At 62.0% G+C, this 15,192-nt stretch carries 12 protein-coding genes; 3 read left to right on the forward strand and 9 right to left on the reverse strand.

The annotated features are described in order from the left end of the window. Positions 1-4: 4 nt before the first annotated feature. The 4 genes from EH165_RS13840 to EH165_RS15520 all read right to left on the reverse strand — a co-directional run bounded on the left by EH165_RS13840 (position 5) and on the right by EH165_RS15520 (position 5,175). Positions 5-1,381 carry an ABC transporter permease gene (locus tag EH165_RS13840; protein ID WP_206425981.1) on the reverse strand — a complete coding sequence of 459 codons (1,377 nt, stop codon included), beginning with the start codon at positions 1,379-1,381 and terminating at the stop codon, positions 5-7. Further along, entirely contained in the window at positions 1,378-1,974 is a 597-nt protein-coding gene (locus tag EH165_RS13845) for an ABC transporter ATP-binding protein (protein WP_239020595.1), read from the reverse strand. The genes EH165_RS13840 and EH165_RS13845 overlap by 4 nt, the downstream gene beginning before the upstream one ends. A 70-nt stretch (positions 1,975-2,044) precedes the next feature. Further along, positions 2,045-3,817, reverse strand: coding sequence for a hypothetical protein (locus EH165_RS13850; protein ID WP_124799966.1), 1,773 nt, complete (start codon positions 3,815-3,817; stop codon positions 2,045-2,047). Positions 3,818-3,942: 125 nt separating this feature from the next. Next, positions 3,943-5,175, reverse strand: coding sequence for a hypothetical protein (locus tag EH165_RS15520; RefSeq protein WP_164479248.1), 1,233 nt, complete (start codon positions 5,173-5,175; stop codon positions 3,943-3,945). A 365-nt stretch (positions 5,176-5,540) separates the two neighbouring features. Between EH165_RS15520 and EH165_RS13865 the strand changes: the two genes are divergently transcribed. Next, positions 5,541-6,134: a DUF1707 SHOCT-like domain-containing protein gene (locus EH165_RS13865; RefSeq protein ID WP_124799969.1), complete on the forward strand. Its 594-nt coding sequence runs from the start codon at positions 5,541-5,543 to the stop codon at positions 6,132-6,134. 34 nt (positions 6,135-6,168) lie between these two features. Here the strand turns inward: EH165_RS13865 and EH165_RS13870 are convergent, their stop codons facing one another. Together EH165_RS13870 and EH165_RS13875 are read right to left on the reverse strand one after the other, a co-directional pair. Then, positions 6,169-7,047, reverse strand: coding sequence for a phosphoribosylaminoimidazolesuccinocarboxamide synthase (locus EH165_RS13870; RefSeq protein WP_422392159.1), 879 nt, complete (start codon positions 7,045-7,047; stop codon positions 6,169-6,171). 180 nt (positions 7,048-7,227) lie between these two features. After that, positions 7,228-9,288: a M3 family metallopeptidase gene (locus EH165_RS13875; RefSeq protein ID WP_124799971.1), complete on the reverse strand. Its 2,061-nt coding sequence runs from the start codon at positions 9,286-9,288 to the stop codon at positions 7,228-7,230. Between the two features lie 166 nt (positions 9,289-9,454). Between EH165_RS13875 and EH165_RS13880 the strand changes: the two genes are divergently transcribed. Beyond that, positions 9,455-9,859 (forward strand): PGPGW domain-containing protein, encoded by a 405-nt coding sequence (locus EH165_RS13880; RefSeq protein WP_124799972.1) that lies wholly within the window; start codon positions 9,455-9,457, stop codon positions 9,857-9,859. Positions 9,860-9,861: 2 nt separating this feature from the next. Here the strand turns inward: EH165_RS13880 and EH165_RS13885 are convergent, their stop codons facing one another. Next, positions 9,862-10,338: a MarR family winged helix-turn-helix transcriptional regulator gene (locus EH165_RS13885; protein ID WP_124799973.1), complete on the reverse strand. Its 477-nt coding sequence runs from the start codon at positions 10,336-10,338 to the stop codon at positions 9,862-9,864. 121 nt (positions 10,339-10,459) lie between these two features. Here EH165_RS13885 and EH165_RS13890 point away from each other — a divergent pair, with 121 nt between their 5' ends. Beyond that, positions 10,460-12,616: an MMPL family transporter gene (locus EH165_RS13890; protein ID WP_206425983.1), complete on the forward strand. Its 2,157-nt coding sequence runs from the start codon at positions 10,460-10,462 to the stop codon at positions 12,614-12,616. A 12-nt stretch (positions 12,617-12,628) separates the two neighbouring features. On the opposite strand, the gene purB is transcribed toward EH165_RS13890, so the two are convergent. Both purB and EH165_RS13900 read right to left on the reverse strand, forming a co-directional pair. Next, positions 12,629-14,068 carry an adenylosuccinate lyase gene (purB, locus tag EH165_RS13895; RefSeq protein ID WP_124799974.1) on the reverse strand — a complete coding sequence of 480 codons (1,440 nt, stop codon included), beginning with the start codon at positions 14,066-14,068 and terminating at the stop codon, positions 12,629-12,631. Between the two features lie 86 nt (positions 14,069-14,154). Beyond that, positions 14,155-15,090 (reverse strand): hypothetical protein, encoded by a 936-nt coding sequence (locus tag EH165_RS13900; protein WP_124799975.1) that lies wholly within the window; start codon positions 15,088-15,090, stop codon positions 14,155-14,157. Positions 15,091-15,192 lie beyond the last annotated feature (102 nt).

Below are 15,192 nucleotides of genomic sequence, written 5' to 3' on the forward strand. Positions count from 1 at the left end.
GGCGTCAGCTGGCTCGGCGCAGCGCGGTGATGGGCTCGATTGTGGCGGCCTTAATCGCCGGATAGGCGCCTGCGAGGAGCCCGATCAGCGAGCCCAAAACCGGTGCCAACAAAGCGATTTGCAGGTCCAAGATCGGAGTCCAGTCTCGGGTCGCAGAAACTGCGACTACCGCGGCCACCCCCAGCGCAGCACCGATCAGGCCACCGAGCAAGCCGGTAATCATCGATTCGAGCAGAAACTGCCCTGCGATATGCCGTTTGCGCGCCCCGAGCGCGCGGCGCAAACCGATCTCGCCGGTCCGCTCCATCACCGACAGCAGCGTCACATTCGCAATTCCGAGTCCGCCAACCACCAGCGCTACTGCACCAAATGCCAGAAAGAGCGCGTTAACGTCGCCAAGGACGTTATTGCCAAGCCGCCCCGGAGCTGGTGGGACGTTGACGCGCACCGATTCTGGCCTATTAGGCGAAACGGCCACGGCTGCCTGTTTGCCGACTTGTTGCGCCGCACCCACGACCGTTCGGATGTCCAATTCCTGCGGGCCGGAGAGTGCGTACAAATTGGCGGCCGTGCCGTTCGGAATAATCACTGCATCGAGTAAATCGTCCCTGCGCACCACGTCGTCGAAGATCCCGATGACGGCAAACGGTGTCTCGCCGATAAAGATGCTCGGCCGCGAACTTACCCGGTTGATGGCAAGTTTCAGAGCCGCCCGAGATCCCAACACAACGACGCGATCGGCGCGTTCGTCATGCCCGGAATCGAAGAACCGACCGTCGGTGACAACGCCACTTTCTGCCTCTAGCAGGCCTGAAGACCCTGCTATTACGGGGATTTCAAGCAGATTTGCCCCGGCCGGATCGTTGAGGACCACCCCGGAAACCTTGTCTTTCCCGGTAGTGACCGTGGAATAGGTGCCCGCCGCGGCGACGCCGTTCAGCTCCAGCACCCGGTCCGCTGCATTCCACGGCATCACAAACGCGCCCTCTTGGCCCTCCATCCCCTGCGGGTTGTTGGGCTTCACCACAATGCGGGTCGCCGCGGCTTCGTCGAAACGCTGCGTTATCTGGCCGGAGGCCGTTTGGCCAAGTCCGAGAGTTGCTACCAGGGCAGCGATTCCGACGACTGTGCCCATCATGGTCAGGATCAGCCGAGAGGTTTTGATGCTGATGCCCAACACCGACTCGTCGGCCAAATCGACCAGCCTCATCCGGGAGCGCACCGACTTCGCGAGCCGGGACGGCTTGGGACTGGAAGCCAGGTCCTCGCCCGGGTCTACAACCTGCCTTCCTGCGACCGTGTCCTGCTCACTTTCCGGTTCCGCCGGGCTCGGCGGCTCGATCCATACGCCCGTGAGCCCATCCGCGTCGTTCCTGCTCATGCCTGGGTCAGTTCGCCGTCGGTGATCCGGACCGTGCGCTCGGCCCGGGCGCTTACGTGCTCATCATGGGTGATCACGGCGATGGTGATCCCCTCGGCGTGGAGATCGTCGAACAAATCCATGACGCCAGCGGCGTTGGTCTGGTCGAGGTTGCCGGTGGGCTCGTCGGCCAACAACAATGACGGTCGCCCCACCAGAGCTCGCGCCACCGCTACCCGCTGCCGTTCCCCACCGGAGAGCGTGCTCGGCGAGAAGTCAAGCCGCTCAGCCAATCCCACCCGTTCCAGTGCGTGGGTGGCGCGGGCTTTGCGCTCCTTGCGTGGCACATGCTGGTACACCATGGCCAACATGACGTTGTCGAGCACCGTACGGGCTGAAAGCAGGTGAAAAGCCTGAAATACGAAACCTATGCGGCCGCCACGCAGACCGGACCGGCTCCCCTCGCTCATCTGCGCAACGTCGAACCCGTCGAGGAAATACTGGCCGGATGACGGGCGATCGAGTAAGCCCAACAGGTGCAGCAAAGTCGATTTCCCGGATCCGGAGGGGCCAATGATGGATAGATACTCGCCCTGGTCGATCTTCAGGTTCACCCCCCGTACAGCGTGTACTACGGGGGCCCCGGGAACGACCGATAAACGTCGACCAGTTCGACCACCGCCGTCATCGTCCGACCACCACCAAAGAGCCCTTGTCCAGCGAGGACTTATCCGCAGCCACCGGTTGGCCGCTGTCGCTGATGGGGCTCACTTCCACGTCGCCGCCAGTGGACAACCCCACAGAGATCTTCTGAAACCGAGTGCTGCCATCACCGAGCAGAACTTCGACCCGCGGGACTCCCTTGTCATCGGAAAACAGAGCGGCCACGGGAACCGTGAGCACTTCACCAGCAGTGCTGGCAACCGGAATAGTGATCTTGACGTTAATCCCGCGCAGCGCCTGGGCCTGCTCATTTGTCACATTTTGCGGTTGCAGATAGACGATGGTGCCGCCCTTTCCGGCAGCGTCGCTGCCATTGCTGCCGGTGCTGGAATCGCCCCCGCCAGCTCCTCCACTACCGTCCGCACCCCCCTCTGCTGCGCCAGACTTTAGTGGACCGGTTTCACCGATCTGGCTCACCACTGCGTCGATAAAACCGGCCCCGGGAACCGTGAGCTTGGCCTTCATCCCGGTCTTGAGCAACGCAGCTTCCTGCGCACTGACGGAGGCTCGCACTGTCAGGTCCGCACCCGACACGCTCATCACCGCCTTGGTGACGAGCGAACCACGCTCCACCGCCACCGAGTCAACACGCCGCGGCAGGTTCGCCAGCCACACCACTTCGGTCGCGGGCAGCGGAGTTGCCGACGCGGCCTGAGCGGCAGCAAACTCCGTCTGCGCGATGGCTGCAGCTGACTGGGCTGCGGCAACAGCCGCCTGGGCGGAAGCGGTGTCGGGTGGTTTTAACCCTTCGGCTTGGCTAGCTTGCGCGATCTTGAGCTGATCCAGAGCCTGACTGATCGCCGCGTTGTCCGGTGGGCCGCCAGCGTTCGCCGCGTCCAACGCTGCCTGCGCTGATGCGACACCGTCCCGCGCCTTCTGTGCTGCCACCTGCCACTCTCCGACGTTCTCCGCCCCCTGAGCGAGGGCGGTTGCTAGGCCGTCGTCCGCGTACTGCTTGTATTCCTGCGCAGCAGTCAGATTCGATTGAGCGCCAGCGACCCTGGTTGGGTCCGGCGCCGAGGGCGTTGTTTGAGCCAGTTTGTACGCCGCTTGCGCGCTGTTCACCGCAGCCTGCAAGCTAAGCCGCGCCGACTCGGTAGATCCCTTTGCCGCGGCCGACAGCGCGGTTTGGGCATCGAGAATAGCCTGGTCCGCAGATGCCTTCGCAGCGGTGGCCGAGATCAATTGCGCTCGGACATCCTCGCCCGGTTGGGGTGACTCGTAGCCCAGTGAGGCGTAGAGGGCGGCCACCGCACCGGCCGTGGCCGCGTCATAGAGCTTGTCCTGCGCGCCCGGGTCGAACCCCAGTGCAAGTAGGGCACTTTCGAGCTGCTCCACATCAGGGCCCGTGTTACCCGGTCCTAAACTCCGATAGGTCGGCAGCTCACCGGACATCGCTAATACCGGCCGTCCGGTGACTTCCAGCAGGATACTGCCGCTGGTGACGACCGAGCCCACCTCGGCGATCCGGCCGGTTACCACCGCTGTGGCGCTCGTACCGGTGGCGAGCTTCACTTCGACTGATCCGTCGAAGCCAATATCTCCTCGAGTCACGATCTCAGCGTTAAGTATCTTGCGCTCCACCGGCGCGGTGATGGGCCCGGCCGCTGGTGGAGCTGTCCGAGCCGCCGCGTCCGCAGGAGACACGATCAACCGGGCAGCAGCAAACCCCCCACCCGCCGTCACCACCGCGACGGCAGCGACGATCAATATATTTCTACGACTGGAAGCCATGTGCCCTCTTCATGATTCACGGTGCTTCACGAGAACTACTGGGCGGCGGGAGAATCGTCCGCCGTCAGCCATCAGGACCCTCAGGTGCCATCCGCTAGCGAGTGATCGGGCCGAATGCGATCCGATCAGCGGCCAGCATTTTGGGCGTCCCGAAACTTGTCCAGCTCCGCTTGGTGATCGATGATGAATTGCTTTTCTAACGCAATGCGCACTTCATCCGATTTGTTGCGGTAGTCGCCTTGACAGTCGTAATCGGCAAGTGCCAATTCGATTTCGTATTTTTTCAATTCCGCCATTTTGCCCGGATCGGGTACGACCTCAGCACCGTTACCACCGTCTGCGGACGAGTACATAGTGCTTCCGTCTGCACCCACTGTGATGGTGTAGCCACGTAGAGCAGCGGCTTTAGTCTCTACATCATTTCTCGGCTCTGGCATTTTTTGAAAGCCAGGATATCCCTTGCCTTCTAGACAAGAAGTCCACGCCTTGATCGTATCGACGAGTGCTGGATCTTTTTCGACTTGTTCGTAGAGCAAACTTTGGGCATCAAAGAGATCTTGAAATTCTGAGTTGTCGGACATCCCGAACTGTGGCCCGTAGACCTCCTCCTGCGCGACGCCGTAACAGCCCTTCTCCTCCGGGGTGCTGGGCATAGTTGTGACCATGGATGCGGGGGGAGCCTCGGCAATGGATACGGCAGCAGTTGAGGCTGCAGTATCCGCAGTGGTCCCCGCATCACCAGAAGCCGCCTCACCAGAAGCCGCCTCGCCAGGCGCCACTGACTCACCGGGCGCCGCTGACTCGCCAGGCGCCGCTGACTCGCCAGGCGCAGTTGCCGCGGCGCTGGATCCCACGAAAACATCGGGGCCACCGTAGGAGAATTTTCCGTAGAGCGCCTCTTGATACGCCGTTCGCTCGGAATCACTCATCGCGTCCTGGATCGCTTGATTCGGATCCGTGTTTTGTGAAGACTGCGGGCCCATTGGGTCTTCCATGGTGGTAATCCCGTACCCGTATTTGGCGACGGAGTCCCGCTCAGACATCCCCCCGCCAGGGCCTGCTCCATCGGTTGCCGTGACTGGATAGTTGGGAACGTATTCGAATCCCTGCTCTTTCATGCATACGGCAACTTGTTCTTCGAGTTTTTTACCCTGCGCATCCCAGTCTGTGGGAGTCGAGTTCGCCAATTCCGGGTACATGTAGTCGCCCAGCGGGCTCTGATAGGACGAGCTGCTAGTGGTCGCCGCGGAGGTGTCCGCGTTGGTGGGCGTATCTGCCGTACTGCACCCGGAAAGGACGAGTGCGCCCGCAACGAGGGGCGCCGCTGCACGCGTCACCTTCGCCCTTGACAGTGCCATCACAGTGCGTATAGCGATTACTACCCCACTGCGATTCTGTGTTGCGCCTTTTTTCATCACGAGCGTGTCCCCTTAATTTGCTCACACATACTTGTCCCCCTGCGGCATTTCAGCCGTAGAGCTCGCACACTAGCAACCTTTGCCGACAAGACGGAAGTGCAAAGGCAGAAGGTTGCTTCCGCCCACACACTTTTTTTATCGAATTCTTCATTCGGTGAGAGCGCTAGCGTCTCTGAATGTTTTTCTCACCTATCGCGCGGACGGACCGGCGTAGACGGCAATGCTGCGGGTTCAACGTCATTGTTCTGCGCGAGCAGGCGGTACCAGCGACCACTCGAAGCCGTGGCTCGCTCTAGGCTGAGGACATGACCGATAGCGGGTTCGACGATGACCTCAGGGTAGGTAACCCCGAACGGGAGCGCGCCATCGAGCTGCTGAATAACGCGCTCTCCGACGGGTACCTGGAAATTCATGAGTTCGATGAACGAGCGGCCATCGTCTATGCGGCTCGCACTCGGGGAGAACTCGCTCGGGTTGTGACAAACCTTCCGGGGGAGGACCGACTCTTTCCGCATCGCTTTATCCCTACCAAACCCGATGGTGTGGCGAAGGTTTTACCACCGCTGGAAATCGATATCAATTGGAAGACCGTGGCACGGAAAGGCTCTTGGCAGGTGCCCGCGCGGATAGTGGTCTCGGGGTATCTGGGCAAAGCCGACCTGGACTTTTCGGGCGCCGTGTTCACCTACCACCACGTCGACATCGAACTGCAAGTCTCTGCCAGCACCGTCAAGGTGCTGCTGGGAAGCGACCACGTCATCTCTACCGAGGACGTGGCGTGCGGTTCTTGGTCTTCGATCAAGGACAAAGCTGGTGCACCCTCTACCCGCATCGGCCCCACCCTCCGATTGCACGGAGCGCTATCGGGATGGAGCAGCGCCATCATTCGGCGCGGCTGATCGGCGGCTGCGGTTCATTCCCACTCTGAGGCGTTTAGCCGGGCCAATCGTCGAACTTGAGCCCTGAGAGTCGTTCGTAGGCCTGAACATAACGCCCTCTCGTCGCCGCAATCACGGCATCGGGCAGCGGCGGCGGCGCAGTATCAGCGGCTCTGTCCCAGCCAGACTCGGCTGAGGTCAACCAGTCTCGTACGTACTGCTTGTCGAACGACGGCTGCGCCCTGCCGGGTGAATACCCCTGGGCTGGCCAGAAACGCGAGGAGTCCGGGGTAAGAACCTCGTCGCCGAGGATGAGCGAGGTGCCCGAGACACCGAACTCGAACTTGGTGTCGGCCAAGATCACGCCGCGCGAAGCAGCATGGTCGGCAGCAACGCCGTACACCTGAAGCGTCAACGCGCGCAACGCTTCGGCTCTGTCCTTGCCTACCGTCCGGATGACGTCCTCGAAGCTCACGTTCTCGTCATGCTCGCCCAGCTCGGCTTTGCTGGCTGGGGTGAAGATAGGGGTCGGGAGCTTGTCCGACTCCACCAACCCAGCGGGTAGTTCCACTCCGCACACGGCTCCGGTGCGCTGGTAATCGGCCAGACCAGAACCGGTGAGATAGCCCCTGGCGACGCACTCGACGGGCAACATGTCGAGCTTCTTTACTAGCAGTGCCCGTCCACGGACAGATTCGGGAATTCGCGAATCCTCCACTGCCACCACATGATTGCCGATAACGGGCGCTAACAAATTGAACCAAAACACACTCATCGCTGTGAGGATGCGCCCCTTGTCCGGGATGGGCGAGGGAAGCACATGATCGTAGGCGCTGATCCGATCGGAGGCTACGAGCAGCAACAGCTCGTCATCGACGGTGTACAGGTCGCGCACTTTGCCGGAGGCCAGATGACGGTAGTCGCCCACATTCAAGGAAGTCACGGGTTCCAAGGCTAGTGCACCCACTGCGCCCTCTCGCGGCGTGTCTCCCGCCGCCCACCGCCCAGCACCGCGGCTGCGCCTACCTGCGCCGAAACTTAATGAGGTGTCGCGCCGTCAAGGCCAGTGTGGCTCTCTATCCGCCCGCCCTTTCTCCTTGAGCGCCATCCGCGGCTAGGGACTCGTCAGCGGTTGTTTCGCCATCAAACCCCTCCGGCGGAGCAGCGGCAGGATCTCCGGTTCTCGGCCCAATAGTGATCGCACCGCCGCCATGGGGTCGCGCGACCCGCCGACGGAGAGCAGCTCAGATCGGAACTTGTCGCCATTGGCTCTCGTCATGCCGCCGTGCGCCTTAAACCATTCGACAGTCTCTGCATCGAGAATCTCGGCCCAGATGTAGGCGTAATAGCCAGCTGCGTAACCTCCGGAGAAGATGTGTTGGAAGTACGTGGTGCGGTACCTGGGCGGGACCATATCCATTGCCAGACCGGCATTCTCCAAGGCCTCGGCCTCAAACTGCTGGGCGTTTTCTATCACAGTATCGGTGGTGATCCGGTGCCACGCCTGGTCGAGCAGGGTCGCTCCCAAATACTCAGCGGTGGCGAACCCTTCGCCCCACAGCTCTGCCGCGCGAATTCGGTCGATGACAGCGTGATCCAGAGCTTCGCCGGTGACGACGTGGCGAGCGTAGTTTTGCAGCACCTCCGGCCAAAACTGCCACATTTCGTTCACCTGTGACGGGAACTCGACAAAGTCGCGGGGCACCGACGTCCCCGACAGCCGCGGGTATCCGACGTCCGAGAACAGTCCATGCAGGGCGTGCCCAAACTCGTGGAACAGTGTCTTGACTTCTGCGATCGTCAGCAACGCGGGCTCGCCGGTGGCCGGCTTGGTGATGTTGAGATTGTTCACGATCACCGGGGCAAGTCCGGTGATCGCCGATTGATCGACGAGCGAGTTCATCCATGCCCCGCCGCGTTTTGTTTCGCGGGCAAAGAAGTCACCGAGAAACAACCCGAGCGGTTCGCCGGACTCATTCTTTACCTCAAACACCCGGACATCATCGTGGTAACCAGCGAGATCTTCCCTCGGCTCGAAACTGATGCCGTACAGCGCTTGTGCCGCGAAAAATACGCCCTTCTGGAGCACCGCGTTCAGCTCGAAGTACGGTCGAAGCGCTTCGGTGTCCAGCTCAAAGCGAACGGCCCGAACCTTCTCCGAGTAGTAAAGCCAGTCCCAAGCGGCAATCTCGACCCCATCCGCCGCGGCGAGTTCGGCAAGGATCGCCGCCTCGGCGCGCGCGTTTCCTACCGCTGGGGGCACCAACTGGGAAAGAAGCGCATCGACCTTGGCCGAGGTCGAAGCGGTACCATCCGCCGCAACATAGTCGGCGTGCGTGGAAAAACCAAGCAGCGCAGCGCGTTTAGCCCGAAGCACGGCCATCTCGATGGCGATGGGCCCATTGTTGTGCTCGCCGGACGAGGCACGCGACGTGGAAGCCTCGTGTACCCGGCGCCGCAACTCGCGATTATTGAGCCTGGGTAAAATTGGTTGGCCGGTCGGCAGAATCAGCGTCAGCAGATATTTGCCGTGATGCCCTCGCTCGTCAGCGGCAGCGGCCGCCGCAGCGATGTCATCGGCTGAGAGCCCGTCACATTGCGCGGGGTCGTCGACGATCACGGCCGCGGCTTCCGTTGCGGCCTGGAGGTTCTGGTGGAAACGAGTGGATAGCACCGCCAGTTGCTGGTTGTACGCCTTTAAGATCTCCGCGTCATCGGCGCCCAGAGATGCACCAGCCCTGCTGAAGTCGGAATAGTAGCGCTCGACCAGCCTGATTTGTTCGGCGCGCAGACCTGCGTCGTTGCGAGTTGCGTAGACGGTGCTCAAGCGCTCGAAAAGCGCTCGGTTGAGGTAGATCTCGTCCTGATGGGCGGTGAGACGCGGCGACAACTGCCCCTCCACCCACTGCAATACCGGCGTCGCCATTGACGAGATGAGGTTATAGAAGACCTGAACCGTGCGGGTCAGCGTGGTGCCAGCGGTTTCCAGGGGAATGAGGACATTCTCGAAGGTCGCAGGGTCAGTATTCGAGACGATTTCCGCGAGTTGAGCAAGCTGTTCGGCAGCGCCAATCTGGAAAGCGGGGAGGAAATGCTCCGGTTTGATACGCGAAAACGGGGGCAGCTGATAGGGCAGGGATGACTGGGTAAGAAGTGGATTGTCCGGCGCACTCACAGGTTTCCTCCTTTGGCGAACCCGCGCGGGCTCACTAATTCCACTCTAGGTCGAACCGCCCTGGGCTACTTCTCAGACCCGGGGGATCACCGACCTCGACTGCCACAACATCTACGATGGGTGGCGGGCGTCAGATGGGGCGCCGGTAAATCACGGGGGATGCCAAGTGAAACGCGTGGGGGTGCTCGTCATCGGCGGGACGTTATTACTTGCCGGAATTGCCATGTTGGTGCTCCCCGGGCCGGGTTTTGTCCTCATTGCCGCAGCACTTGCGATACTGGCGACTAAATTCGAATGGGCCAAAAAGCCCCTGGATTACGCCAAATCCAAGGCACAACAAGGTGTCGATGAGATGGCACGCAGCCGGTGGAACGCCATCTTCGCACTCGTGTGTGCGCTGGGGCTGGCCGCCTTAGGCGTGATGGAACTGCTCGGCATCAACATTCCGTTCGTCAACATGCTCACCGCCGGGTTGCTCATTCTGAGCGGACTGTTCCTCCTCGGAACGGTGATTTACGCCCGCAAACAGGGCAGCTCCACCGCAGGCAAAGCTGAACCAGCAGGAGGATGAAGCTAATCCGGCTGCTCCGGCCAGCGGCGCTCGCTCAGTCCGGATACCAGACCTGCCAACGCATCTCGAAGTTGCGTCACGTCTTGGCCGCGCGCGGTAAGTACCTGTTCTGTGAGCTTCTCGCCGTCGCCAGCCAAGCTCAGCAGTAACTCACGTCCGGAATCGGTGATTTCTACCCTGCGGCGGCGCTTGTCGGCCGCATCGACGCTCCTGCTGACATAACCGCGCTCCTCGAGGTGGGTCAGCGTGCGGGCGATGGTTTGCTCCTGAACGCCTTGAGCCTTGGCAATGTCGCGTTGCGACCCCGCTCCGGCATCGAGCCGGTGCAGCACCATCATTCCAGCGTGCGTCACGTCCGCGGCGGCAAGCGTCTGGTTCCACGCGTGCTCCACCATTCGGGCGGCCATCGACAATAACCGGCCCGTAGGCCAAATGGCCGGGTCGGGATTGGCGCCCGGGACATGCGCAGATTGCACCATTCGACCTCCTCTGGACGGTGGTGTACAAACCAATGGTGTACAAATTACTCAGCACGCTGAGTAATTTGTGATGAGACTAGACCCCGCCGACTGTATCGGCAGCCAAACCCTGGAGTGACCCGTGGCCGACATCAAAGCCAGACGCAACACCGATGCCAACTCGCACCCCGAAAAAGTCGGCAAGCGCGGCCCATTGCTGCGCGCTCTAGGTGCCATCGCGGTGGTGATCGCCTGGCTTGCCATCGCAGGCGTGGGCGGGCCGGCGATCGGCAACTTGTCCAGCGTGCAGTCCAACAGCCAAACGGATTTCCTCCCCAAGAACGCGGAGTCGGTGAAAGCGGCGCAAGCATCAGCCGCATTCACTGACAACACCGCCATCCCCGCATTCGTCCTATTCGAAGCTGACAGCGAAGCGACGCCGGCGCAGATCGCCGCCTGGAAAAGCTTCGTCCAATCACTCCCGAGCTTGCCACTCGAGGTAGGCGGAAAGCTCGGCGACTACCTCGCTCCCGCTCCCGTCATCCCCACACTTTCTGCTGACAAAACCTCTCAGCTGGCCGTCGTGCTGCTGTCCAACAAAGTAAACGAACTCGACTCCGCGGGCGCTAAGCCGCTTCGCTCCATTGTCACCGACATCCGCACTGCCGCAACGGCTGCCAGCGCTGGGGCAAGCGCACACGTCGGTGGTCCCGCTGGCCTGGCCGCGGACCTTGGCGAGGCTTTTGCCGGTATCGACGGCCTGCTGCTTCTCGTGACACTCCTCGCGGTTCTCCTCATCCTGGTGTTGGTCTATAGGGCCGTCGCGCTGCCGCTCGTAGTACTGTTCAACTCGATTTCCGCCCTCGCGCTCGGTGGCGGTTTGGTGTACTTGCTCGCGAAATCCGATGCGATCACCCTCAACGGCCAATCGCAAGGCATTCTTTTCATCCTGGTGGTAGGTGCCGCCACCGATTACGGACTGCTCCTCGTCGCCCGGTACCGGGAAGAGCTGACGCGCAATGAGCACGCCGCAGCAGCAATGAAGAAGGCCTGGAAAGCATGTGTGGAGCCTATTCTGGCCTCCGCCGGAACTGTCATCGCTGGCCTTCTGTGCTTGTTGTTCAGCAACCTCAACAGCAACCGCTCCCTAGGGCCGGTGGGCGCTGTCGGTATTGGCGCCGCGGCACTAGCGGCGTTGACATTGCTCCCCGCGATTTTGTTATCGGGTCGCTGGTTGTTCTGGCCGCGGGTCCCGCACTTCACCCAAGAAACCCCGAAGAAAGCAACGCGCCAGGGAATCTGGCACAAGATCGCCGCATTTGTTGGCCGGAGCCCCCGCAAGATCTGGGTGGTCACCGCGCTCCTGCTCGCCGTCGCCTTCGCCTTCGTTCCGACCCTCAACGCAACCGGCACCAAGACCACCGACGTTTTCGTTAAAGCCGCCGATTCGGTAGCGGCCCAGGACATTCTGGGTAAACACTTCAGCGACGGCGCCGGCGACCCTGTTCTCATCATCACGACGCAAGAGAAGAGTGCGGCTGTGATCGCCGCAGCCACCTCCGTCAACGGCGTGGTCGGCGCCGACGTCAAGCCCGGGCGCGACGGCAAGCCGCTCGTGATCAACGGATTGGTGGAGGTCGAGGCCACGCTCGGCTCCGCTGACGCCTCAGACCAAGCTATCCGCGATCTTCGAGGCGCCGTTCAGGCATTGGACCCGGGAGCCCTGGTCGGCGGCAGCGCCGCGCAGTCCCTCGACACGAACACCACCGCCGAAAACGACTTGCTGGTCATCATCCCGATCGTCTTGCTGGTGGTGCTGCTTGTGCTGATCGCCTTGCTGCGCTCCATCGTGGCGCCGCTGCTACTGGTGGGCGCCACCGTGCTTTCCTTCGGGGCCTCCCTCGGGGTGTCGGCCATCGTGTTCAACCACATCTTCGGATTCCCAGGCTCAGATCCGGGAGTTCCACTCTTTGCCTTCGTGTTCTTGGTGGCATTGGGTGTGGACTACTCGATCTTCCTGATGAGCCGCGCGCGCGAAGAAGTACTCCTGCTCGGCCCCCGCGAAGGCGTACTCGACGCTCTGCGCGTCACGGGCGGCGTGATCACCAGCGCCGGCGTCGTATTGGCCGCGACATTCGCTGCGCTGGCCGTGATTCCGCTGCTCTTCCTCGTGCAGATCGCCTTCATCGTGGCGTTCGGCGTCCTGCTCGATGCGTTGGTGGTCCGAACACTTCTGGTGCCCGCGTTGGTCATCGACTTGGGCAAGAAGGCCTGGTGGCCGAGCAAAATCAGTAAGTAACGCCAAGGACGTCTACAGAATGGCGCTAGGTGCGTATCCGGCTGCGGCCGGGTGCGCACCTGCGACTGCGGCGATCTGCGCGATCATCGACGTAATCTGGCGGCCGGCATCGCCAGTGAACGAAAGCCGTTGTGCGAGCAACTCATCGAGCTCGTCGCGGTCCAGCGGGATTCGATCGTCGCTGGCTAACCGTGCCAGCAAATCGTTCTCGGTTTGACCGTTTTCTCGCATCGCCAGGGCCACCCCGACCGCATGTTCCTTGATCGCTTCGTGCGCCGTCTCTCGGCCCACGCCGGCGCGAACGGCCCCCATCAGAACTTTGGTGGTTCCGAGGAACGGAAGGTACCGCTCCAGTTCCCGTTCGATGACGGCGGGGTAGGCGCCGAAATCGTTCAGCACCGTCAAGAACGTTTCGAACAATCCGTCAAGGGCGTAGAACGCGTCCGGCAGCATGACCCGGCGGACGACGGAGCAGAACACGTCGCCCTCGTTCCACTGGGCGCCGGAAAGCTCGCCAGCCATCGAGGCGTATCCGCGCACAATGACCGCGAGACCGCAGACCCGTTCGCACGAGCGAGCATTCATCTTGTGCGGCATCGCAGACGAACCAACCTGCCCGGGCTTGAACCCCTCGGTGGCGAGTTCGGCACCGGCCATCAAACGCACGGTGGTGGCAAACGACGCCGGCCCGGCGGCAAGCTGTACGAGCGCGGACAGCACCTCCCAATCGAGCGAGCGCGGATATACCTGACCCACACTGGTCAGAACCCGACTATTCCCGGAGATCTCCTGCACCACTTGGCTTTCCAGCTCGTCCAGCGCCTGCGCGGAGCCTAGTAAATCAAGCATGTCCTGCGAAGTACCCACGGGGCCCTTGATGCCGCGTAACGGGTATCGCTGGAGCAACGATTCGATGCGCAAGTACGCCTGGTAGACCTCGTCGGCAGCGGAGGCAAACCGCTTTCCCAGCGTGGTCGCCTGGGCTGGCACATTGTGGGACCGGCCGGCCATCACCAGATCCGCGTATTCCGCAGCCCGCCCACCCAACTTGACCAAGATCGCCACCGTGCGGTCCCGAATCAGCGTCATCGACTGCAAAATCTGCGCTTGCTCGACATTCTCTGTCAGGTCGCGGCTCGTCATTCCCTTGTGCACCTGCTCGTGCCCGGCAAGGGCATTAAATTCCTCGATGCGCGCCTTGACGTCGTGTTTGGTAATCCGCTCCCGCGCCGCGATCGATTCGAGGTCCACGTGATCCATGACGGCGGCGTAGTCAGCCAGCACCCGCTCATCAACTTCAAGCCCGAGTTTCCCTTGCGCTCGCAGCACCGCAAGCCATAGCCGTCGCTCCGCCACAATCTTGTTCGCCGGGGACCATATTGCGATCATCGCCGGCGAGGCGTAGCGGCTGGCCAATATATTTTCGACAACGGGCTTAGTCACGAGCGTCATTGTCTCACCGGGCGCAAAGCACACCAATTCAGCTCCTGCTTGCCCACTTACTGACAAGCAGACCGCACCCCGGGAAAGTGCCGCGCTCAGGCGCTGGCCTTCAACGCGCTCCGCGCCGCATCGAGAAGTTCGGCGGGGGTGAACGGCAGCGCTGGAATAGCGGGTGTCGCCGACCCTCCGGGTGCGGTCGTCACGCCAATCACCATCGTCCGCCCGTCACTTGCGGTCACCACCACAGCGAGGTTGCCGAGGGCATCTGGGCGGTACCGAACGTCATCGGCAGGTCCGGGCACGCAGGTCTCATCGCAGGGGTTGATGCTCACCGGATACAAGGAGACCACAAGCCCCACGTCGCCGCCGTCGGTGGCGATGACAATCCCCGACCCGAGTTCAGCGCCCCCGCAGCTACCCTCGAGCGCCACAGCCGTCTGCGCAGCACCAGGCAGGTCGAGGAGAATTTTCAGCGCAGTATCCGGCAACATTTCCAGCATGCAGTACCCGCTTGACCCGTCGTTTTGGCTAGAAGGCCCCGAAGTAGTCGTGGCATCTGGGGCAAACCGCAGGCTGTCGGGGCCAGCCGCAAAACCCGTCGCCGCAGGGCCGGGCTGGCTTTCGGGCTCGGGGCTTACCGCCCCAGCAGCGCTGCTGGTACCCAGATCGGGGGCAGCACCATCAGCCTGGGCAGCGCCGTCAGCTCGGCCAGCACTGTCAGCCTGGTCCTTGGGCGCTTCTGGTGACGCTGCGGCTGATGGTAGCGCCGCTGCGGCGGCGCTACTGGCCGATGACTGGGCAGCTGCCGCGACGGCCTGCATCCCGTCAGCCTCCTTCGCCGCACTCAGTGCGTCTGAGTTCTGACCCAGCATCGTCACTGACACGACCACGACGGCAACTACTGAGGCTGCGGCGCCACTGAGCACATATCGCAGGCGCTGATGACGGGCGGCGCCAGCTTGGGCCACAATCGCCAAATGAGACAGGGAGGACACTGGCGGGTCGGCAGCCAAACCCGAAAACATCTGCATCAAGCGCTGTTCGTCCTTCGGCGAAGAGCCTGCAGCAAAGACGGCGGTGTCGGGGGGACAACAGATTTCCCGTTAAGCGCGCTGTTATGGAATGCGCTGCCG

Source organism: Nakamurella antarctica, assembly GCF_003860405.1.
GTDB lineage: Bacteria > Actinomycetota > Actinomycetes > Mycobacteriales > Nakamurellaceae > Nakamurella > Nakamurella antarctica.